Annotated in this window: 22 protein-coding genes; 16 read left to right on the plus strand and 6 right to left on the minus strand. The window is 57.0% G+C overall.

From position 1 onward, the window contains the following. Positions 1–4: 4 nt before the first annotated feature. The 5 genes from BMW84_RS15785 (at position 5) to greA (ending at position 4892) form a co-directional block, all read left to right on the plus strand. The gene (locus BMW84_RS15785) at positions 5–1294 is read left to right on the plus strand and encodes a polysaccharide deacetylase family protein (RefSeq protein WP_091070081.1); all 1290 of its coding nucleotides are present in this window, start codon (positions 5–7) and stop codon (positions 1292–1294) included. A gap of 98 nt (positions 1295–1392) precedes the next feature. Continuing rightward, complete coding sequence (gene rlmN, locus BMW84_RS15790; protein ID WP_091070084.1) at positions 1393–2478, plus strand: dual-specificity RNA methyltransferase RlmN; 1086 nt, start codon at positions 1393–1395, stop codon at positions 2476–2478. A gap of 215 nt (positions 2479–2693) precedes the next feature. Next, positions 2694–3950, plus strand: coding sequence for a DUF4153 domain-containing protein (locus BMW84_RS15795; RefSeq protein WP_091070085.1), 1257 nt, complete (start codon positions 2694–2696; stop codon positions 3948–3950). 96 nt (positions 3951–4046) lie between these two features. Next, complete coding sequence (locus BMW84_RS15800; protein ID WP_091070087.1) at positions 4047–4337, plus strand: DUF6509 family protein; 291 nt, start codon at positions 4047–4049, stop codon at positions 4335–4337. A gap of 66 nt (positions 4338–4403) precedes the next feature. Continuing rightward, positions 4404–4892 (plus strand): transcription elongation factor GreA, encoded by a 489-nt coding sequence (gene greA / locus BMW84_RS15805; RefSeq protein ID WP_091070088.1) that lies wholly within the window; start codon positions 4404–4406, stop codon positions 4890–4892. 63 nt (positions 4893–4955) lie between these two features. Here greA and BMW84_RS15810 read toward each other — a convergent pair whose 3' ends face one another. Then, a complete protein-coding gene (locus tag BMW84_RS15810; protein WP_091070090.1) occupies positions 4956–5798 on the minus strand; it encodes an aldo/keto reductase in 843 nt (280 codons plus the stop codon). 39 nt (positions 5799–5837) lie between these two features. Further along, positions 5838–7046, minus strand: coding sequence for an MFS transporter (locus tag BMW84_RS15815; RefSeq protein WP_091070546.1), 1209 nt, complete (start codon positions 7044–7046; stop codon positions 5838–5840). Positions 7047–7193: 147 nt separating this feature from the next. Here BMW84_RS15815 and BMW84_RS15820 point away from each other — a divergent pair, with 147 nt between their 5' ends. Together BMW84_RS15820 and BMW84_RS15825 are read left to right on the plus strand one after the other, a co-directional pair. Continuing rightward, a complete protein-coding gene (locus BMW84_RS15820; RefSeq protein ID WP_091070092.1) occupies positions 7194–7595 on the plus strand; it encodes a winged helix-turn-helix transcriptional regulator in 402 nt (133 codons plus the stop codon). Between the two features lie 79 nt (positions 7596–7674). Next, positions 7675–8349: an S-layer homology domain-containing protein gene (locus tag BMW84_RS15825; RefSeq protein ID WP_091070093.1), complete on the plus strand. Its 675-nt coding sequence runs from the start codon at positions 7675–7677 to the stop codon at positions 8347–8349. A 116-nt stretch (positions 8350–8465) separates the two neighbouring features. On the opposite strand, the gene BMW84_RS15830 is transcribed toward BMW84_RS15825, so the two are convergent. Further along, positions 8466–9068, minus strand: a complete 603-nt coding sequence (locus BMW84_RS15830; RefSeq protein WP_175498833.1) for a hypothetical protein — start codon at positions 9066–9068, stop codon at positions 8466–8468. A gap of 234 nt (positions 9069–9302) precedes the next feature. On the opposite strand from BMW84_RS15830, the gene BMW84_RS15835 reads away from it, so the two are divergent. The 9 genes from BMW84_RS15835 (at position 9303) to BMW84_RS15875 (ending at position 17329) form a co-directional block, all read left to right on the plus strand. Further along, a complete protein-coding gene (locus BMW84_RS15835; RefSeq protein ID WP_091070096.1) occupies positions 9303–9521 on the plus strand; it encodes a hypothetical protein in 219 nt (72 codons plus the stop codon). Positions 9522–9545: 24 nt separating this feature from the next. Next, a complete protein-coding gene (locus BMW84_RS15840) occupies positions 9546–10253 on the plus strand; it encodes a hypothetical protein (protein ID WP_091070098.1) in 708 nt (235 codons plus the stop codon). Further along, positions 10250–11473: a glutathionylspermidine synthase family protein gene (locus tag BMW84_RS15845; protein WP_091070099.1), complete on the plus strand. Its 1224-nt coding sequence runs from the start codon at positions 10250–10252 to the stop codon at positions 11471–11473. Before BMW84_RS15840 ends, BMW84_RS15845 begins: the two co-directional genes overlap by 4 nt. Beyond that, complete coding sequence (locus BMW84_RS15850) at positions 11460–12116, plus strand: hypothetical protein (RefSeq protein ID WP_091070101.1); 657 nt, start codon at positions 11460–11462, stop codon at positions 12114–12116. The genes BMW84_RS15845 and BMW84_RS15850 overlap by 14 nt, the downstream gene beginning before the upstream one ends. Further along, complete coding sequence (locus BMW84_RS15855) at positions 12113–12505, plus strand: DUF350 domain-containing protein (protein ID WP_091070102.1); 393 nt, start codon at positions 12113–12115, stop codon at positions 12503–12505. The genes BMW84_RS15850 and BMW84_RS15855 overlap by 4 nt, the downstream gene beginning before the upstream one ends. A 34-nt stretch (positions 12506–12539) precedes the next feature. Beyond that, entirely contained in the window at positions 12540–13565 is a 1026-nt protein-coding gene (locus BMW84_RS15860; protein ID WP_091070104.1) for a potassium channel family protein, read from the plus strand. A gap of 341 nt (positions 13566–13906) precedes the next feature. After that, positions 13907–15478, plus strand: coding sequence for a sensor domain-containing diguanylate cyclase (locus BMW84_RS15865; protein WP_091070105.1), 1572 nt, complete (start codon positions 13907–13909; stop codon positions 15476–15478). Between the two features lie 50 nt (positions 15479–15528). Beyond that, positions 15529–15816 (plus strand): hypothetical protein, encoded by a 288-nt coding sequence (locus tag BMW84_RS15870; protein WP_091070107.1) that lies wholly within the window; start codon positions 15529–15531, stop codon positions 15814–15816. Positions 15817–16003: 187 nt separating this feature from the next. Next, a complete protein-coding gene (locus BMW84_RS15875) occupies positions 16004–17329 on the plus strand; it encodes an extracellular solute-binding protein (protein ID WP_091070109.1) in 1326 nt (441 codons plus the stop codon). A gap of 81 nt (positions 17330–17410) precedes the next feature. Here BMW84_RS15875 and pepT read toward each other — a convergent pair whose 3' ends face one another. The 3 genes from pepT to BMW84_RS15890 all read right to left on the minus strand — a co-directional run bounded on the left by pepT (position 17411) and on the right by BMW84_RS15890 (position 20340). Continuing rightward, on the minus strand, positions 17411–18643 hold the full coding sequence (gene pepT, locus BMW84_RS15880; RefSeq protein WP_091070110.1) for a peptidase T: 1233 nt from the start codon (positions 18641–18643) through the stop codon (positions 17411–17413). An 87-nt stretch (positions 18644–18730) separates the two neighbouring features. Next, positions 18731–19426 (minus strand): sortase, encoded by a 696-nt coding sequence (locus tag BMW84_RS15885; protein ID WP_175498834.1) that lies wholly within the window; start codon positions 19424–19426, stop codon positions 18731–18733. A gap of 29 nt (positions 19427–19455) precedes the next feature. After that, positions 19456–20340, minus strand: coding sequence for a hypothetical protein (locus tag BMW84_RS15890; protein ID WP_091070114.1), 885 nt, complete (start codon positions 20338–20340; stop codon positions 19456–19458). Positions 20341–20671: the final 331 nt, after the last annotated feature.

A 20671-nucleotide genomic window follows, 5' to 3' on the forward strand; every position in this document is an offset into this window, starting at 1 on the left:
GGTCATGCCAAAGCTTGCGTCACATGCCGCGCCGCTGATTGAACTGCTGTCGCTTGCGCATACGCCGGATGGTTGCATATTGGAGGTAGAACTTACCGGGGACAGCGGTTATTCACGCCGGACGTTAGCAGTCGATGACTATACATACGCACAGATCCTTGCCCTGGAGCCTTTCGGGGATACTCGGGTCCGCTTGTCGCTGTATCCGAAATGGGATCCGTTCCAGAATACCTATTTCAGCTCGCTGGTCAAAATCGGAGAGTCGCTCCGGGAGACGCTGCATTTCGCCTGCTCGGCGGCGTTTGCGGAGCGGCTGCGGGAGCTGCGTGCTCCGCAGGCCCAGGTCGAACCGCTGGCCGAAGCAACGGTAGCCGCGGTTTCGGCGGAAACTGCCGGAAAGGCCCGGCCGCGAGCTGCGCAACGCGCGTACAAGCTTCAACCTTTCGCGCTGCGCAGCCTGCTGTTTGCGCTGTTGATCGCCGTCTTTCTGCTGCGTATGGACGGTGGATGGTTTGGCGGCAGCGCGGAAGCGCACAAGGAGACCGCCGCGTACGCCAAGCCGGTCCCTGCGGCTGCGCTGACGGTGGCGGCCCCGACGCAGCATGCCGTGCTGCTGAAGAGCGGTCCGGCATCGCCGCCGGAGCTGCCGGCGCAGCTGCAGCCGTCTGCATCCCCTGCGGCTGCGGAGCCGGCTGAACCGCCGGTCAAAGTGATCGACCTGCCGGCCGATCACTACGAATACGGGCTGCCGGAAGGGTATGTCGCCCTCAGCTTTGACGACGGACCGTCGCGGTATACGAAGGACATCGTCGACGTTCTTGTCCAACACGGAGTGGCGGCGAATTTTCTCTTCGTCGGCCAAAATGCGCAGAAGCATCCGCAGGAAACGGCCTATGCACGGGCCCAGGGCATGCCAGTCGGCAGCCATTCCTGGGATCACAGCGATTTGACCCGCGGCAGCGCGGAGAGCAGCCGGGCGAACCTGGCTAAGGCAAGCGCGGCGCTTAAGCAGCTCACCGGCGCTCCGGTGACGGTATTCCGTCCGCCCTACGGGGCGATCAACGATACGCTGGCGCGTACCGCGGAGGAGCAGCATCTCAAGGTGCTGCTGTGGAACCGCGATCCCGAGGATTGGAAGGCGGACAACAAAGAACAAATTCTGGATTACTTTCATCATACGGATGCGTCGGGCGGGATTTATCTGCTGCATGAGAAAAGCCTGACCCTGCAGGCGCTTCCGGAAATCATCGAATATTTGCAGAAGCAAGGACTGAAATTTGCGGTTTTCCAATAAGATGACCGTCAGGCGCTCTCCGTGAGGAGGGCGCCCTTGTTTTAAAAGCAAAAATTTGAGACAATAGGCAGGATAAAGGGTTGAAAAGAGGTTTGGCAATGAATAAAACATCCATATACGGAATGACACTCGAGCAGCTGTCCGCCTGGCTCGTGGAGCACGGCCAGAAGAAATCCCGCGCCGCTGCGGTTTGGGATGCCCTGTACCGGCAGCGGATCGGCGATTTCGCGGAGATGGCCGGGGTGAACGCCGAGACGGTGCAGCTCTTGTCCGAGCATTTCGTTTTTCATACGATGCAGCAACATATCAGGCAGGAGTCGGCCGACGGAACGGTCAAATTCCTGTTTCGCCTTCAGGACGGCAACTTGATCGAAACCGTGCTGATGAAGCAAAAATACGGCTTGTCCGTCTGCGTGACGACGCAGGTCGGCTGCAACATCGGCTGCAGCTTCTGCGCCAGCGGGCTGCTCGCGAAGAGCCGCGATCTGGGCAGCGGCGAGATCGTCGAGCAGATCATGAAGGTCCAGCAGCATCTGGATGCCCTCGGTCAAGGCGGACGGGTCAGCCATATCGTCGTGATGGGGATCGGCGAACCGTTCGATAATTTCAAGAATCTGATCGATTTCCTGAACATTGTGAAGCAGCATAAGGGGCTGGCGATCGCCGGCAAGGGCATCACGGTATCGACCAGCGGCCTCGCGGACAAAATCCGCGAATTCGCCGACGCCCACATGGGCGTTAACCTTGCCGTTTCGCTGCATGCGCCGAACAACGAGCTGCGTACCCGGATCATGAAGATCAACCGTGCCATTCCGCTGGAGAAGCTGCTGCCCGCGATTGATTACTACCTGGAGCGCACCAACCGGCGGATCACGCTGGAGTATATTTTGCTGAGAGATATCAATGACGGCCATGAGCATGCGCTGGAACTGGCCGAGCTGATCGGCGACCGGCGTCAACTCGTCAACGTGAACCTCATCCCGTACAATCCGGTCGATGAGCACAGCCAGTATCAGCGGAGCGACCGCGAGGTGGTACGGGCCTTCTTCGATACGCTTAAGAAACAGGGCGTCAGCGTCAGCACACGCTTGGAGCACGGGGCGGACATCGACGCCGCCTGCGGCCAGCTGCGCAGCAAGCAGATCAAGAAGGCGCAGGCCGGCAGCGGCGTGACGGTGGGCTGAGCCGAAATAGCCGAATGTTCAAGGATTCCATAGTGGATAGGGTCAACCAAACCCGCAAGCAGACATCTGTCTGTTTGCGGGTTTTTCTATAGGCGCACACCGGTCTAAACAAAAGGGATAACAACTAAAATATATTGCAAAACGATAAATGTTATGCTAAATTCAATATGCCCTTGCCTGGTCTTGGGCGCATAAAAAATGGCAGGAGGATTGAAATGGGAAACGACAATCCGATTATGGAGCATATCGCTAACCCTCATGAGCTGGAGAGGATGTACCGGAAAGAACCAGAGGCGTTCAGGCAGTCCTTTTCCGCGGCATGGGAGCAGCATCCCGATTCGCCGGTACTGGCCGTATGGTTTGAACGGCTTCATTATACGGAGCGCATGGAGCCTTCGGCGGCAGAGAAAGCTTCATGGCTTCAGCGGGATTTTTGGGTCATGGGCCTGTTGGCTGTGCTGGCCGGGGTTTGTACGAGAATTCTATTTTATTATGTGGAACGGGAAACGATCGCCCCGATCAACCTGGCCTTTGGCGTCCTGCCTTTTATCGCTGCCTATTTTGCATACAATAACCGCCCCAAACGGAGTATTCTTTATTCCCTCTGCGCGGCGTTCCTGATCTCCGCCGTCTATCTGAATCTGCTCCCTCTGGAGCTTACGGACAGTACGGTGATGGCCTACCTGCATTTCCCGATATTTCTGTGGGTCATCGTTGGGCTTGCCTTTACAGGCAGTGATTACCGTGCCGACGGTGCAAGATTAGCCTATCTGAAGTTTAACGGCCAGTTTGTGATCCTCTACGCCATTATGGCGATCAGCGGGATGGTGTTATCCCTCCTGACGCTGCGGCTGTTTTCCTATGCAGGTCTGAGTATCGAGGAGTTTTGGTTCAGCAATGTGGTCCTGTTCGGCGCGGTTGCCCTCTCCATCGTGGCAGCTTACCTGGTGACGAAGAACCTCAGGCTGGCCAAAAATATCGCGCCTTATATCGCGCAAATTTTCGCTCCGATCGTGCTGATTACCTTGCTGGCCTATCTGGCCACGGTGGCCGGAGTCGGCAAAAATCCGTTTATCGACCGCGGCTTCCTTCTGTCCTTTAACGGCATCCTGCTGATCGTGCTGGCCGTAACCATTTTCTCCATTACCGAAAGAGGCCGGGAAGAACGGAAAAACGCCTCCGATTTTATCGGCTTCGCCCTGATCGTGCTCGCGCTGATCATTGATAGCGTCGCTTTATCTGCCATTCTGTTCCGGCTGTCGTCTTATGGAATTACGCCCCATAGAATCGCGGTTCTCGGCGCAAACCTGCTGATTTGGGGCCATCTCATTTGGCTTATGCTCGCTTACATCCGCTTCCTGCGGAACAAAACCGGGCTTGAGTCCATTCAAAAGGCGGTCACGGCCTATTTGCCGGTTTACGGGCTATGGGCAGCGATCGTGACCTTAACGTTTCCTTTGCTGTTTGGGTAGACAGACTTCCCGGACTCCAGCTTGCTGGCGTTTTCTTCTAACCTGCGGATTTGTGATACAATAACGTGGAACATCCCAGGAAATGAGGTATGCACGTTGCTGACATTTAAAAGCTACACCGTGGAATATATCCGTGATCCGTTCGGAATTATCAGCGGGAAGCGCTATGAGTTTTATATCGAGCTGGACATCCCCGAAGAGGATGAGCTGTACGAAGAGAACGGGGTGACGGTACGCGCGGTGGTGAAGATGGACGATGCCGGCTTCAGCCTGGTCACTTACGATCTGCTGGAGACGACAACGGGAAGGCTGCTCGATTTCGAGCTGGAGGAAGACGAGGAACAGGAGTTGGCCGCGTTCTGCGAAACCCATCTTCCGGAGGAATAAGCATCTTGCTCCGATTTAGGGTAAAATAGAAAATAAAGCGCAGGCGAAAATAGGGAGTTGTCGAACATGTCCAATGAGACGAACGAAGAATTGTTTTTGACCAAGGAAGGCTTGGCCCAATTGGAGGAAGAGCTGAAACAGCTAAAAGGCCCGGGACGCAAGGAGCTGGCGGCGCGCCTCAAGCTGGCGATCAGCTACGGTGACCTGAAGGAGAACAGCGAATACCATTCGGCCAAGGAAGACCAGTCGTTTATGGAGACACGCATCATGCAGCTGGAGAAAATGCTGACCAAAGCCCGCGTGGTGGATTCCAGCAGCATCGATCTCTCGACCGTCAGCGTCGGCTCCGTCGTCGTCCTGAACGACATTGAATTTGCCGAAAAGATTGAGTACCGCGTGGTCAGCCCGGCGGAGGCGAATGTGGCGGACAACAAAATTTCGTACGAAAGCCCGCTCGGCAAGGAGCTGCTCCGCAAAAAGGTGGGCGACATCATCAGTGTCGATGCTCCGATGGGCATCATCAAATACGAGCTGCTGGAAATCAAGATGGTATAAAACAAATCCCTGTCTTTCGCGCGCGGGCGTGAAAGACAGGGATTTTTGCTGTACTCAGGACAATTAGAAATCGAAGTTGTCCGGATCGGGACCGACGCGTTCATCGCGGTTCAAAGCATCGATGCGCGCCATCTCTTCCGCGCTTAGATGGAAGTCGAACACATCGGCGTTTTCGGTGATCCGCTGCATTTTAACCGATTTTGGAATGGTCACGATGCCGTGCTGGAGATCCCAGCGCAAAATCACCTGGGCGACGGATTTGCCATGGGTTGCCGCAATGTCCAGCAGAACCGGATGATCCAGCAGGCGGCCCTGCATCAAAGGCGACCAGGCTTCGATTTGAATGCCCTGCGACTGGCAATATTCCCGCAGTTCCTGCTGCGCCAGGTACGGATGGAGTTCGACCTGATTGACCATGGGCTTGATCTCCGCATCCTGCAGCAAATCCTCCAGATGATGAATCTGGAAGTTGCTGACTCCGATCGCCTTGACGCGTCCGGCTTTATACAGCGTTTCAAGCGCACGCCAGGCTTCTTTGTATTTGCCTTCCACCGGCCAGTGGATCAAATACAGGTCGAGGTAGTCGAGGCCCAGCTTCTCCAGGCTGGCGCCGTAAGCGGCAAGTGTGGCTTCATAGCCCAGATCGGCATTCCATACCTTGGAGGTAACGAAGAGGTCCTCGCGCGCCAGTTGATATTCGGTCAAGGCTTCGCGGAGCGCCTGTCCGACTCCGCGTTCGTTGCCGTAAATGGCGGCGGTATCGATGCTGCGGTAGCCGTGGGCGATGGCGGTTTTAACCGCCTGGATCAATTTGGCGCCGTCTTCGACCTGGAACACGCCAAGCCCGAATTGCGGCATACGTACGTTATTGTGAAGCGCAACGGTTTCTTTCAAATGTAAGTTCATGAGGTATTCCTCCGATTCGAGTTTAGTTTATGAAAAAGACTACGCCGCTTTCCCAGCGCTTGCGTCCTGCGCGTCCTTGCGTTCCAGCTTCCGGCTCCACGCCGTCAGCAGCACGGCCAAGAGCACCATCACGGCCCCCGCCCAGGCCGTGTCGGCCAGACCGATGCGGCTGGCGACGATGCCGCCGAGATACGCGCCGGCCGCGATGCCGGCATTGAAGGCGGCGATATTGACGGCAGAGGCGACATCCTTCGCCGCCGGGGCATAACGTTCGGCCAGCGTCACGACGAAGATCTGCAGGCCGGGCACGTTCATGAAGGCCAGAAGGCCCATGAAGAAGACGGTGACCAGCGCGGCTGCCGGATATGGCGCGGTGAAGGTCAGGATGAACAACACGACAGCCTGCGCCATGAACATGTACAAGAGCGCATTCAGCGGCTTGCGGTTGGCGGCTTTGCCGCCGGCGATATTGCCGATGGCGATGGCGATGCCGTAGACGACAAGGATGCCCGCCACCGTGCGCTCGCTGAAGCCGCTGATTTCATGGAGCAGCGGCGACAGATAGGTAAAGACGGCGAAGGTGCCGCCATAGCCGAGCGCCGTGATGGCGAAGGCCAGCAGCAGCCGGCCGTTTGTCACGAGCTTGACCTGCTCCCGGACCGGCGTCCGGACGCCTTTGCGCAGCCCGGCGGGAATCAGGAGCAGGTTCGCCAGCAGCGCGAGGATGCCGGTGACGGCAATCGCCGCAAAGGCAGCGCGCCAGCCGAGCTGCTGGCCCAGAAAGGTGCCGAGCGGCACGCCGGTCACCGTGGCGACGGTCAGCCCGGTGAACATGATGGAGATGGCGCTGGCCCGCCGGTCTTCCGCCACGAGATCCGCGGCGATGGTCGAGGCGATGGACATAAACAGCCCGTGCGCCAGCGCGGAGATCACCCTGGCGGTCAGCAGCAGCGCGATGCCGTCTGCGGCTGCGGCCAGGCTGTTTCCGGCGATGAAGAGCAGCATCAGGGCGAGCAGCAGCGTTTTCCGCGAGACGGCCGCGGTCAGCGAGGTCAGCACCGGCGCGCCGAAGGTGACGCCAAGCGCGTACAGCGTGACGGTGAGTCCCGCGGTTTTCAGGCTTATGTGCAGGTCGCCGGCGATAAGCGGCAGCAAGCCGACGCTGACGAACTCGGTCGTTCCGATGGCAAAGGCGCTGATGGCGAGGGCGAGCAGCGCGAATGAGCTTCTTTTTGAATCCAGCATAATAATAGTTCCTCCCAAAACGATGGTACTGCCGGCCGGCTGATGTTATTATGAAATACCAGGGCGGAAATGAATAGTACGCACTTTGGAGTACTATAGTAACTAAAAAGTAATATAGGAACCAAAAAGTACCTATGAATGGAGGAAGCCATGGTGGCCAAAAAATACAATATCTCGGTCGAAGCGACGCTTGAAGTGATCGGCGGCAAATGGAAATGCGTGATCCTCTGCCACCTGATGCACGGGAAGATGCGGACCAGCGACCTGAAACGGCATATGCCGCAGATTACCCAGAAGATGCTGACCCAGCAATTGCGCGAGCTGGAGCAGGACGGGATCGTCAACCGGATCAGCTATAACCAGGTCCCGCCGAAGGTGGAATACGAGCTGAGCGAATACGGCAGCACGTTATCGTCCATTCTGAACGCGCTGTGCACCTGGGGCGAACATCATATTATCCGGGAGTACGGGGATAAATTCTCGGTGCTGGAGGACAGTATCCTTAACGGGAAAAGACCGGAACCGGACGAAACGCCGGTTTCTGCGAACTAGCTGCAACCTTTTTTTGGGATGTCCCGTCAGGTAGGTTGAGCATGCAGGGCATGCATACCCTTCCTTGAGGTGATCGAACATGAAGAATAGATGGAAAACCGCTACATTGTCCGCGGCACTCGTGCTGAGCTTGTCCGTTGCGGGACAAAGCTTCGCCGCCGCCGGCTTTACCGATCTGGCCGGAGTCGCGGCCAAGGACAAAATCGAATCGCTGCAGCAGCAGGGCATTCTGCACGGAGTGAGCGAAGGCAAATTCAATCCAAAGGGTCCGGTGACGGCGGCCCAAGGCGTGCAGATGTTCGTCAAGGGCCTTGGTCTGAACATCGACCTGCTGCGCTTCTTCAAGCAGCCGCTGGCGACCGATTATTTTGCGAAAGCCGACAACAAAGCCTGGTATGCGGACGCGCTGATTATCGCCGCCAACAACAACATCGGGCTTCCGGCCGACCTCGATCCGGCTCACAACTGGACACGCGAGGAATTTACCCATCAGCTGATGCTGGCGATCGAGCAGCACAGCAACCTGCCGATGATCAAAATCGCGCCGGTGGACATTGCCGATGCATCGGACTTTGCGCTTGGGCTTGACGGCTCGATCCAGCGCGCGCTTGTCCTTGGCATTACCAAGCTGGACAACGCAGGCAAATTCCGCCCGGCGGCAGACATTACCCGCGCCGAAGCGGCGGAAATGCTCTATAACGCGCTGGAATATGTCGCGGCCCGTCCCGCTCCCGCCGGCGGCGTGAGCGAATAAACCAAAAGGCTTGCCCTGCGCAAGCCGACATAAGCAAGGCCCCGCCAGGGGGACCGGTCTTCTGCTGTGCAGAAGCCGTCCCGGCGGGGCCTTGCTTGTTTGTGGCCCGGCTGCGCTCAGCGCTGTCCGTGCCGACCTTTGCTCTGCCGTGCTTTGCCGCGCCCGCTGCGGCTTGGTCTGCCGCGGCCATGCCGGCGTGTGCCGGCAAGCTTGTTCAGGGCGCGGCCGCCTGCGCCGCCGCCCACGGCCTGCTGCTGCCGCGTGCCAGGGCTGTCGATCGCGGCGTTGGTGCCCCCGCTGCTGTAGGTGCCGCCGCCGCTGCCTACCTGGGTTGCCGAAGAACTGCCCGTGCCCTTCGGCACCTTAACCGTCTGATTGTTGACGACGACAACAATCTCCTTGCGCCCGTGCACGATAGGAGGCAGGGTGCGGATTCTCCCGCCCCGCCGGCCCTTCGCGCCGCCGAGGTTGGCAGCATTGCCGCCCGCGCCAACGCTCTGTTGCTGCCGCGTATACGGCGAAGCGATCGCCGCATTGCTGCCGCTGGCGCTGCTCCGCCCGGCGCCGCTGGCGATCTGCGTCGTATTGGCCGCATTGGTGTACTGGTTATTGATGACATACACCAGCCGGTCCACGCCGGCCAGCGGTGTGCGGGTTACGATTCGGCGTTTGCCCTTTTGAATGATTACGGTAATCCGGTCAACCTGCTTTGCCACCATGCTCATCCCTTTCGCTGGAGGTTTCCCTATCATTAATGCGGCAAGGGAGAAAGCGTGAGCAAGAACGGGCGTTATGAACTGCAAATATACGCTTGCCCAAGTGCGGAAATAGATGGACAACCAGCCCAATTTTGAATACAGTTATTTACAGCCGCGGCCTTTTGCGGATGAAACGAAAGGATGTAACACACGTATCAGAAGCATAATGATAGATACAGGAAGGATGGATACGTTTTGGATAACGGTTTAAATGTTATTTTGTATGAAAAGCTGCCCGACGGCGAATTGCAGGTCATCGAGGAGCGGAGCTGGAGCATGAACATGGTTTCGTCCCTGGAGCATGTCAATTATCTCGTTGTCGGCGGGCGCGAGTATGAAACCGTCGAGGGCCGGCTCAACGTGGATGAAGGCAAGCTGGAGCTGTTGCTTGTCCCAATGCGCACTGAAGCATAATAGCGACGAAAGAAGGGTCTGAAGTTGGCAAACGAAGAGAATGCAAAAGATTCGGCCGTCTCGCGGCTGTTTACCGCGGACGGCAAGCCGCTGCGCGTATTGTCCACCTCGCTGGGCGTAGCACTGCTGGCCAATGCGCTGTTTGTTCCCGGCGGCGCGCACGCGACCGGCGGCTCTGCGGAGCAGCCGAAGCTGGTCTCCTGGTCTACCGATGAGGTCAAAGCTTATTTTGATCCGAACGTGGACTGGAACATTCCTTACCCGGAAGAGAAGGAGACGGAACAAACGTCTACCGGCGTCCAGACGTCCGGGGGCACAACCGTGATCAACAACTACGGCGGCTACAGCTCCGGTTTCGGTTGGGATGATCTCCTGCTCTACCACATGCTGTTCAACAGCGGGTCGATTTATTCCTCCCGGGGCTGGTACAATGACCGGCCGACCTATTACGGCGGAACACGTACGACCTACAAGGCGCCGAAGTATTCCAGCGGCAGCTTCCAGAACAAGCCGGTAGCCGGTTCGGTCGTCAAACCGCGCACCTCGACCTCGTCCACCGGTTCCATTACGCGGAGAAATACCTCCTCCAAAACCGGCGGCGTCGGCGGCAAATCGAGCGGCCTCGGCTCATCGACCAAATCCGGTTCGTCCACGAAGTCCGGCTCGGTCAGCAGATCGACGACCTCGGGAAGCTCGAAATCCAGCGGCAGCCGGAGTTCGTTCGGCGGATGAGCGCCGGAGAGAGCGCATTCCGCCTGATCGACCGGACGCAGCTGGAGCGGGAGCCGCGGGTAGAGGCGCTGCGGGATCTGGGCTTTGGCTGGGCCGATTTGGATGAAGAAGCTTACTGGCTCGACTGTGTTGCCGTCATGCGCGGCGACATTTACACGGAGCTGGAGACGGCCGCAGGTAAGCTCTGGCTGATTCTCGACAAAGCGGCTCGGTACGTTCACGGACGGCATGATCTGTATGAGCTGCTGGGCATTCCGCCCGTGCTCTGGGAGATGCTCGATCTTTGCCCGCTGCCGGAGCCGGGATTGATCAGCCGCTATGCCCGCTTTGATTTTGCCGTTGCCGATGACGGAACGATCAAGCTGCTGGAGCTGAATGCCGATACGCCGACCGGGTATGTCGAGGCGTCCATTGCCACGCCCTGGGTCTGTGCGGATGCAGGCGTAGCCAGCCGAAATGAAGGCATGAAGGACCTGGTGGCTGCGGCGTGGGCCGTGGAGCAGCCCGATACGGCAGCTTGCGTCGCTTACGGTTCGCATCAGGAGGACTCCGGAACGATAGAAGCGCTCGTGAAGCACAGCGGACTTGCGGTGGAATGCGTCGATTGCCTTGACTTGTGGATCGATGAAGGTACCGTGCGCGTCGGCGAAGAACGGGTGATCCGGCGGATGTTCGCCTTGTACCCGAAGGAATGGATGGCCGTCGACGATGCCGGCGACGCGCTGGCCTATGCGGTGGAGACCGGCAAGCTTGCGCTGTTCAACGGCCCGCACAGCATCCTGCTGCAATCGAAAGGCCTGGTTGCCGCAGCATGGGGCATGTATGAGCTTGGCCTGCTTTTTGACGAAGAAGAACGCGCCGCCATCGCGAAGTATATTTTACCGACCTATAACAAACCGGTGTTCTCCGGCAGCTTTGTCTCGAAATCGGTATTCGGCCGCGAAGGCGGCTCGGTCCGCCTCTTCGATGAAGAGGGCGAACTGGAGCTGGAGGACGAAGAAGGCTTTGACAGCAGCGTCCTGTTCCCGGTGGTTTACCAGAAACGGGCGGAGCTGGCCCGGATCGAAACGCCCGAAGGGGAACTGCATCTGCTCACCGGCATGTTCGTGCTGAACGGAAAGCCCTGCGGCCTGCTTGGGCGCGCCGGCGGTCCGATCACGGGAAATGCCAGTCATTTTATTGCAATAGGAGTGGAGGAGCTTGAGCATGAACAAGAATAAGCCGGGTCACCCGGGCGTCGCCGGACGGCTAGCGCGAATCGCCGCGCTGCTGCTCGTTTCGGCATCGCTGCTGCTGGGCGCCTGCGGCAACGAGAACAGCGTGTTCCATACGGGAACGTCCGCCCAGACGACGGACAGCGTATCGCGCGTGCCGTGGGATTACCGGGTTGTAGAGAGCACGGTGGGCGATCTGATCGGCAGCGACATGACGGTGCTGCCGGATAATGAAATGCTGCCCAATGACAACAATTATGCTACCGGGGACAAAATCTGGACCCTGCAATTCATGGACGCCGAGCTGACGACCGATGCGGACCAGAAGAACGAAATCCGGCTATCGTCGTGGACGACGATCAAGTCGTATCCGGACCAAAAAGCGGCGGCGGACGATCTGGCCCAGCTGAAGGTATCGATTACGACCGACGTCGATCTCGTCGGAGTCTACAAGACGAGCTATCAAGGCAAGACGCGCAATTTTGCCGTGCTGGAGCTGCCTTCGGGCAACCGGATCAAGCAGCCGGTTGACGATAAGCGATATACGGCGCTCGAGAAGCAGAAGCAGGCTTCCGTCGTGCTGGAGGAAGTCCATGATTTTGCCGATTATGATTTGGCATATGCGAAATTCAGGGGGTGGGCGAAGTGACAGTCGTAATTAATCTGGTGGTCAGCGTGCTGACGATCATTCTGCTGCAGGTGCTCGGAATGGTGGTATTTACGCTGATGACGCCGTTCAAGGACATCGAAGAAATCAAAAAAGGCAATGTAGCCGTGGCGCTGGCGCTCGGCGGCAAATTTCTGGCAACGGCCATTATCATCGGCGTGTCGGCCTACACCAATACGTCCATCTGGCATATGATGCTCTGGTTTGCAGTCGGCTACGTCTGTCTGATCGCATCCTATTGGATTCTGGAGCTGTTTACGCCCGGTTTCAAAATCAGCGACCATCTGCAGCAGGGCAACGCCGCCGTTGGCGTGTTGTTGTGCCTTGTGTTTGTCGGAACCGCCTTTGCGGTCAGCAGCCTGATTATTTAAGGGGCCAAGTTCACGCGAAGGGCGGGGCGGACAAGTGCATTTTTTTATACTACGGGTGACCGGCAGGCTGATGCGGCTGCGCAAAACGGCGGTGGCGGCTCTTATTCTCGCGTTTATCGCGATAAGCACCACTGTCGCTTTTTTGCTGGAGCCGGACAATTTCCATACCTGGTTTAACGCCTTTTATTGGGTGATGACCACCATGGCCACGGTCGGCTACGGCGACTTCTTCGCTAAAACCGCAGCGGGCCGGGTATTTACGATTTTCCTGTACATTTTTGGCATCGGACTGCTCAGCCTTGTGATCGGCAAAATCGTCGAAGGCATGAGCGCCATGCAGCGGAGGAGAGGAGAGGGAACGTTGAGCTTTCACGGAAAAAACCATGTTATCTTGATCAATTGGAGCCGGAAAGCGGAGGCGGCCGTCGGTGAAATTCTCAGCTACCTGCCCAAATGCCATATTGTCATTATCGACGAGAGCAAGCAGCATCCGCTGGAGCAGATGGACCAGGTGCATTTCATCAGCGGCGACGCGTCGAGCGATGAAATCTTGCTGAAGGCGAATGTTCAGGAAGCGCGGGCGGCTATCGTATTCGGCGATATGCGCATCGACGAGGCTTCGCTGACCGACGGCAAGTCGCTGCTGATTGTATCCAGCATTGAGCGGATGGCGCCGCAGGTACATACCACGGTAGAGATTATGCAGGAGAACAACATCCGCAATTTCCGCCATGTCCATGTGAATGAATTTGTCCTGTCGCATGACGCCGTGTCCCGGCTGGCCGTACGCTCGGCGCTGCAGGAGGGCAATTCCGAAGTCATCACGCAGCTGCTGAGCCGCCAGTACGGGGACGACATCTACGAGGTTCCGCGCAACGGCGACTGGACCACGTACGGCGACGCGTTTAGCGACCTGCTGCGGCAGGGGGCCACGCTGCTCTCCGACCGCGGCGATCTCGGGATCAACCGCAAGCTGGATCAGCCGATTCCGGATGACGCCAGATTGTATATCGTGACCGACGAGGAGACGTACAAGCGCATCCGCGGCGCGGCTGTTTAGCGGAACGCTTTTTCGGGTAATAAGCCTCAGGTGGGAAGTGGATGACAATCAATGAACGGATGGAACGGCATGGTTCATGTAATTCCGAAAGGTAGTTGATTTACCCATGTACTATCTAAAGGGGAAAAGGAAAACAAGATCGATATTTCGGCGATTGTTTTCAGGGAAGGCACCCTAGCAACTGGAGACTGGCATCATAACGTTAAATAAATAATTTCGCTTCTCACCTTTTTATGAAGGCCCTGCAGCTGCTGCAGGGCTTTCTTGTGTATTTTTTGACATAGTCCTTTATGGAATATCGTGATTTAATGGTAAAAAAATTTACTTAGGGGAAGTATAGCATGCCATGGATGGAAGGTTATCCGTATTATCTGATCATGGGCAGTGTTCTTAGTCTCTACATGGGTGTCAGTTCCGCTAAACAACGCCGTACGCCGGGAAGACGCTTCCTGTGGATTTTGATGCTGCTGGTCAGTTTCATGTTTGCTGCGACGGCCGGCGAGATTCTTGCGGACCGGTTCCGGGACAAGCTCTGGTGGAAAAATGCGCAGCAGGTGCCGCTTTTTTTGAGCACGATTTTCCTGTACGCCGTCATCAAGGATTATATCTCGCGCTCCACGGAAGGCCTTGCTGCAAAGCTGGCCTGGTTTAGCGTGCCCGTCTTCGCCGATATTCTGCTGATCGTTACGGACACCCGTCACCATCTGATGCGAAGCTCGGTTTCGGTCCAGACCGTCCACGGGATTAGCGGCATTGCGGTCGAACCGACTACCCTGAGCATGCTCCTCATCGCATACGATCAGCTTTTTGCCTTATATGCCGTATATTTGCTCTTTCTCTCCCTGATCAATGCGCCTAAACATGCCTTCAAGCGGAATCTGCTGCTTCTGTTGGCATTGTCCATCCCTGTTCTCTTCTCTTTGGTCCTTCCGTTCACCCGGATTACGATTACGGGATTAACGGCGTTGACCTATATCCCTCCGATCATTGCCGGGTATGTTACGCTGTTTCGCGATCCCCGTCTATCCCTATACCCGCTGGCCAAAAATAAAATTCTGGAGCATATGAAGGACGGCATAGTGCTGACGAACCGTTACGACCAGATCATTGAAGTCAACGAATCCGGGTCCGCCATCCTGAGCGCACTGGCCGGGGAACCGCCGGACGGGTGGATGGGGCAAAGTATCTCCCCGCTGCTGGATGCCCATAAGAACATCGCCGAACCGTATGCCAGCCGCCGGGAAGCACAGTTTGAGATTGAAGCTTCCAAGGCGGAGGGGATCTGTTACGGGGTGTCGCTGATCACCGTGGAGCGGGAAGGCAGGACGCCGGGAGGCATGCTGCTGGTGTTCAGCGATTTAAGCGAGAAAAAGCGTTATGAACGGGAGCTGTACCAACAGGCCACGGTGGATGATCTGACCGGCCTTTACAACCGCAGGCATTTCATGCGGCTGGTGCAGCTGCATATGATTCAAGGCGCCGGCATGGCACTGTTCCTATTCGACATTGACGACTTCAAGAAGATCAACGATACCTACGGGCATATGGGCGGGGACCAGGCGCTGGTCGAGCTATCGCGCAAAATCCGCAAGATGTACAAGCATAAGGGCATTGCCGGGAGGGTTGGCGGCGAGGAATTCGCCGTTTGCTTTTTTGCGGGCAGCGAGGAGGAGGCGTGGAAGGAGGCGGAGCACTTCCGGCAGACGGTCAGCGAGCATACCGTCCATCTCGAGGGCGGGCAGAAGGTGAGGCTTACGGTCAGCATCGGCATCGCTTTTATGGACGACGGCAATACCACGTTCGGGGATTTATACCGGGAGGCGGATGCCGCGCTCTACACCTCCAAATCAAGCGGCAAAAACAGGGCGACGCTCGGACGCCCCGGGAATCGGCGCAGGACGCTTGAAGGTTAGGAATATGCTACAATGGGCTAGAGAATCTAATCTATGAAATGAGGACTTCCATGAGCGGGAATGACGGCAAGGTGAACGAACAGGAACTGGTGGCGGTGCTGGCGGCGGAAACGAAAGCCGATCCGAAGCAGATTCAGCTGGTGCTGAAGCATGAGCAGCATTTTATCAATAACGCCAAGGCGAACAGCAAGGGCGAAGTCGACATCGACAGCGATGACCTGCTGGATTACATTGTGGCACAGCGCGATGTAAAGCTGGATGAACTGACGGTGGAGACGATCCTCGAAGCGGAAATGGACTATCTGATCAGCAAAGGCCTGGCCGGTTATATCGACTAGCTTGCCGCACCGGCCCCCGGAATTCGGTTGCGGCCCGCGCAAACCGAGGGCCGGGGGTTTGTTTTGCCAAGAATAATGGAGGTATTGCCAAGAAGCGGTACCTTCTAAAGCTCCGGGGACGGTGCTAGAATTGAGTAGTATTGAGAGCGGTTACATCCGATGCATATCAAATGGAGGCTCTAAAGCGATGAACAGCAGGTCCATGAAAGGTCTGGCGCTGGCGTGCTCGCTGGCGTTTGTGCTCTCCGGATGCCGGGATTGGCTGGGAGGCGGCACCGCGGGCGGCAATGCGGATCCGGGCAACACGGATAAGATTACGATCACGATGATGCATCTATGGCCGGCGGACGGCTCCGCACAGCAGAACAAGCTGGTCAGCCAGATCATTGACGAATACGAGCAGGAACATCCGAATATAACGATCCGGCAGGAAGTGCTGGAGAATGAACAATATAAAAATAAATTAAAGGTGCTGTCCGCCTCCAATGAGCTTCCGGATGTGGGCATTACCTGGGCCGCCGGCTTTATCGAACCTTATGTCAAAGGCGGATTATTCGCTCCGCTGGACGATATTCTGCGCGGGGAGACGCTCCGCAATTCGTTTGTGGCCGGCACCACGGAAGCCTACAACATCGATGGCCGTACTTACGCACTTCCGCTTGAGCTGAACATTACGCCGATCTATTACAATAAAGCCATTTTTGCCAGATATCATCTGCAGGTACCGGAGACCTACGCTCAGTTCAAAGAGGTAATTCAAGCGCTGGCCGATCACGGCGTGACGCCGATTGCCCTCGGGAACAAAGACCGCTGGACCGGTTCCTTCTGGTACATGTACCTGGCTGAACGAATCATTGGCAATGACCCGTTGAAGCAGGCGCTTGAGGGTGCCCGGCCGTTCACCGACCCGGGACTGATGCGGGCGGCGGCCGAGGTGCAGTCGCTGGTAGACATGCACGCCTTCAATAAAGGGTTCAACGGCTTGTCCAACGAGGAAGGCAAAGCCGTGTTTACAAGCGAAAACGCGGCCATGTACATGACGGGAACCTGGGAGCTGCCGAATTTTACAACGAATCCGGAGATCCCGAAATCGTTTAAAGATAAAGTGGGCTTCTTCAAATTTCCGGAGGTGGAGGACGGCAAAGGCAATATCAATGGCTGGGTCGGCGGGCCGGGCGTCGGGCTGTTTATTGCGGAGGCGTCCCAGGTAAAGGAAGAGGCAAAAAAATTCGTCGCTTATTTCGTATCCAAATGGGGCGAGGACTCGGTTACCGCTGCGGGCGTCATTCCGGCTACCAAGGTGGATACGGCCGGGAAGGAGCTGCCGCAGCTGTATGTGGATTTGCTCAATGAGCTGAACAAGGCCAGCAGCATCACGCTGTTCGCCGATGTACAGCTGAAGCCGAACGCCGCCCAGGTTCACCTCGATATGATCCAGGCACTGTTCGGCAAGGCCGTCACCCCGGAGCAGTTCGCCGCCAGGCATCAAGAAGCGATTGAACGGGGAAAATAAACGCGGCATCTGAAGCCGCGCATAAAACAACCTCCGGTTCCTGATTACAGGGCGACCGGAGGTTGTGTTTTTTCAGGCGGATTATGCTTTTTGCTCAAACAACGTGGCAATGCCGATGATGGTTTCGACCGATTTCAGCATGACATCCGCCGAAGCGTATTCGAATTTGCCGTGGAAGTTCTCCCCGCCGGTGAAGATGTTCGGCGTCGGCAGCCCCATGTACGATAGCTGGGACCCGTCGGTTCCGCCGCGGATCGGCCGGATCACCGGCGTAATGCCGAGGTTCTCCATCGCTTCCTGCGCGATGTCGACGATATGGCGCACCGGCTCGATTTTCTCGCGCATGTTGTAATATTGGTCCTTCAGCTCGAGCACCACGCTATCCTCGCCATAAGTCGATTTGAACTCGTCGACGATGGCCGCCAGATGGGCTTTGCGCTGCTCGAAGCTGCCGCGGTCGAAGTCGCGGATGATGTAACTTAGCCTGCTGTGCTCCGCGGAGCCCTGAATGGAGGTGAGATGGTAGAAGCCTTCGTACCCTTCAGTGAATTCCGGTGCTTCTCCGGCCGGCAGGCGGAGATGGAAGGCCATGGCGATTTTGGCCGAGTGGATCATTTTGCCCTTGGCGGTTCCGGGATGCACGCTGACGCCGCGGAAATCGATTTTGGCAGCGGCAGCGTTAAAGCTTTCGTACTCCAGCTCGCCAATGGGTCCGCCGTCGACCGTATACGCATATGTAGCACCGAAGGCGGCGACATCGAATTTATGCGGCCCGCGTCCGATTTCCTCATCGGGCGTAAAAGCAACCCGCAGCTTGCCGTGCTTGATCTCCGGATGGGTTTTGAGATACGCCATGGCGGTCATAATTTCGGCGATGCCCGCTTTGTTGTCCGCGCCGAGCAGCGTGGTTCCGTCCGTCGTAATCAGCGTATGGCCTTTATAACCGGCCAGCTCCGGGAAGCTCTCCGTCGTCAGCACCACATTCAGCGCTTCGTTCAGCACGATGTCCCCGCCGTCGTAGTTCTCGACCACTTGCGGCTTCACGTTCGCGCCGCTGCATTCGGTCGCCGTATCGAGGTGGGCCAGGAAGCCGATTACCGGCACTTCTTTATCGGTATTGGCCGGAAGCGAAGCCATTACATATCCGTTGCCATCGAGCGAAATCTCTTCCAGCCCGAGTGCTTCAAGCTCCGCGGCGAGCTTGCGGGCCAGTACCAGCTGGCCCGGAGTGGAAGGGCAGGTAGCGCTGTCCTCATCGGACTGCGTGTCAATTTGCGCGTAAGCGATAAACCGGTCAATCAGCTCTTGCTTCATGAAAAGGTCAACTCCTCAGTCATCTATATTTCCTTCATCTTACCATGATCAGGAAAACTCTCCTAATCCGGATAAGCAGTTTGAGGATCAAGGTGAGGGAGCCGTCAGCGGTTCATGGCGCACGAGCGCAGCGCTGAGAAGATACCGGTCCGGCGCCGGACCGACATAGGAAAAAGGATAACAGGTAATCAGTGTCAGCACCGCCTGGTCGCTGGCCTGAATGGCTCCCCGTTCATCGCCGTCGACGATGCGGCTGCCGGTCACTTCATATACGAACGTTCCCTCGGCGGTTTCGATTTCAATCGTGTCATGCGGCTTCAGCTTGCCCAGTCCGCGGAAGACGGTATCGCGGTGCCCGGCCAGCACGCTGTTGCCGGCAGCGCCAATGGCGGCGCTGCCGGCGTAATGGCCGGCGCCCTTCTTGAGCTGGGCGCGGCCGGTGCCCTCCAGCACCGCCACGCTTTTGTCCAGCTTCGGGAAGGTAATCATGCCGATGATCTCGCCGCCGCTGTATGAGGGGGAACCCGTGGAATCTGCCGCCGCGGGCAGCGCCACCATATCGTCCGTCAGCGGCGTTTCGTCCTCCGCAGCGGCTGCAGGTTCCGCGGAAGCGGAGACGGTAGCCAGAGCGAGGGCTTCCTCCCTCTTTTTCTCCCAGCCCTGAAGCGCCGATTTCGCCTCGACCGGAGCCCGGAGCGCCTGCCAGGCCGAATACAGCAGGACGGACAAAGAGAGCGCGAAGATCAGCAACGCGGCAAGGGACAAACCGGATCGCTTCTTCATGCTCTCTCCTCCAGACGTGTAGATGACCTTTATTTCTTCGAATGCTGTCTGCGCAGAATCAGCAGGCTCACAATGACGACGGCGCCGCTGATCAGCATCAGATTGTACCATGGCTCTGCGGTATCCGGCAGCTTATCGCCTGAATCCGGGCCGGAGAGCGGTACATCATCGTCGTCGACGGGGATGTCGGCGCTTGGCGACGGCGACGGGGAAGGCGTAGATACGGTGCCGGCTACGGCACCCGCGTCAGGCGTTGCCGTGGTGTTGCCGCCCAGCGGTACCGGCGGATCGGTGACGGTGATTTCAGGCGTCGGCGACGGCGTAGGAGAAGGCGTCGCGGCCGGGCTGTTGGTCGGAGCCGTGCTAGGTCCGTTCGATGGTACGGAGCTAGGCACGCTGGATGGAGCCGTGCTAGGCTCGCTCGACGGCGGGGTGCTTGGCTCCGCATGGCCGTTGGCCGTGAATACGAACTGCAGGCTTACCTTCTTCCCCTGGTATTCGTTTCCGGCCTCCGGCGGGAACGTGACATCCATCTCAAGCGACTCGTTGGCCTTTCCGGCTAACGTTCCAACATCAACCCGTCCTTCGGCCTGGCTCATAACCCCGGAAAAGAGGAGTTTCCCCTCTTTTTTGAGCGTCATTTGCAGAATGTTGTACAGCTCCACATCCCCGGACAGGAATTTGAAATCGACGAAGTAGTCAAAGGGATCGCTGCCTTCATTGATGATGACATATTGCGATACCGTTTTATCGCCGGGCTGCATATTGTTCATCGTTTCCGTACTGGTGCTATGCGAGTTGACCGTCAGCTTAATCGTATCTTCCGCGCTTGCTCCCCCGGCATGCCACACCATCCCCACCAGAACGACCAGAATATAGGCGCCGATAATCAGGGAATGATACCTCTTCTTCATCTTTTTCGCTCCTTTCTTCTGTTTCGCTCTTGTCGAAAAAGGTGGTTTGATCGAGAACCACGATATCCTTCGCTATCGTTCCCGCGCTCAAGAAGCAGACTCGCATATGTATGTTCGTTATAACGAATAATTATAGTATAAGCAATATTATAATCAAACAAAAATGCAATATAAGCTGATAATACTGGGTTATAAACGATATTCATTCGATATATCAGATATAATCAGTGAAATCTCCCGTTTCCTAAATATTTCTCCTCATATTGATGATTTGTATTGGACTTTATTAAGAACGATTGAGGACAAAAAGCCCGGTACCTCCGTGGAGAGT

It is taken from the genome of Paenibacillus sp. NFR01, assembly GCF_900111565.1.
Taxonomy (GTDB): domain Bacteria; phylum Bacillota; class Bacilli; order Paenibacillales; family Paenibacillaceae; genus Paenibacillus_AQ.

Excerpts from the sequence above, each read along its gene's own strand:
- BMW84_RS15785 (WP_091070081.1), top strand. The coding sequence starts at position 5 with ATGCCAAAGCTTGCGTCACATGCCGCGCCGCTGATTGAACTGCTGTCG.
- rlmN (WP_091070084.1), top strand. The coding sequence starts at position 1,393 with ATGAATAAAACATCCATATACGGAATGACACTCGAGCAGCTGTCCGCC.
- BMW84_RS15795 (WP_091070085.1), top strand. The coding sequence starts at position 2,694 with ATGGGAAACGACAATCCGATTATGGAGCATATCGCTAACCCTCATGAG.
- greA (WP_091070088.1), top strand. The coding sequence starts at position 4,404 with ATGTCCAATGAGACGAACGAAGAATTGTTTTTGACCAAGGAAGGCTTG.
- BMW84_RS15810 (WP_091070090.1), bottom strand. The coding sequence starts at position 5,798 with ATGAACTTACATTTGAAAGAAACCGTTGCGCTTCACAATAACGTACGT.
- BMW84_RS15820 (WP_091070092.1), top strand. The coding sequence starts at position 7,194 with ATGGTGGCCAAAAAATACAATATCTCGGTCGAAGCGACGCTTGAAGTG.
- BMW84_RS15825 (WP_091070093.1), top strand. The coding sequence starts at position 7,675 with ATGAAGAATAGATGGAAAACCGCTACATTGTCCGCGGCACTCGTGCTG.
- BMW84_RS15830 (WP_175498833.1), bottom strand. The coding sequence starts at position 9,068 with ATGGTGGCAAAGCAGGTTGACCGGATTACCGTAATCATTCAAAAGGGC.
- BMW84_RS15845 (WP_091070099.1), top strand. The coding sequence starts at position 10,250 with ATGAGCGCCGGAGAGAGCGCATTCCGCCTGATCGACCGGACGCAGCTG.
- BMW84_RS15850 (WP_091070101.1), top strand. The coding sequence starts at position 11,460 with ATGAACAAGAATAAGCCGGGTCACCCGGGCGTCGCCGGACGGCTAGCG.
- BMW84_RS15865 (WP_091070105.1), top strand. The coding sequence starts at position 13,907 with ATGCCATGGATGGAAGGTTATCCGTATTATCTGATCATGGGCAGTGTT.
- BMW84_RS15870 (WP_091070107.1), top strand. The coding sequence starts at position 15,529 with ATGAGCGGGAATGACGGCAAGGTGAACGAACAGGAACTGGTGGCGGTG.
- BMW84_RS15875 (WP_091070109.1), top strand. The coding sequence starts at position 16,004 with ATGAACAGCAGGTCCATGAAAGGTCTGGCGCTGGCGTGCTCGCTGGCG.
- pepT (WP_091070110.1), bottom strand. The coding sequence starts at position 18,643 with ATGAAGCAAGAGCTGATTGACCGGTTTATCGCTTACGCGCAAATTGAC.
- BMW84_RS15885 (WP_175498834.1), bottom strand. The coding sequence starts at position 19,426 with ATGAAGAAGCGATCCGGTTTGTCCCTTGCCGCGTTGCTGATCTTCGCG.
- BMW84_RS15890 (WP_091070114.1), bottom strand. The coding sequence starts at position 20,340 with ATGAAGAAGAGGTATCATTCCCTGATTATCGGCGCCTATATTCTGGTC.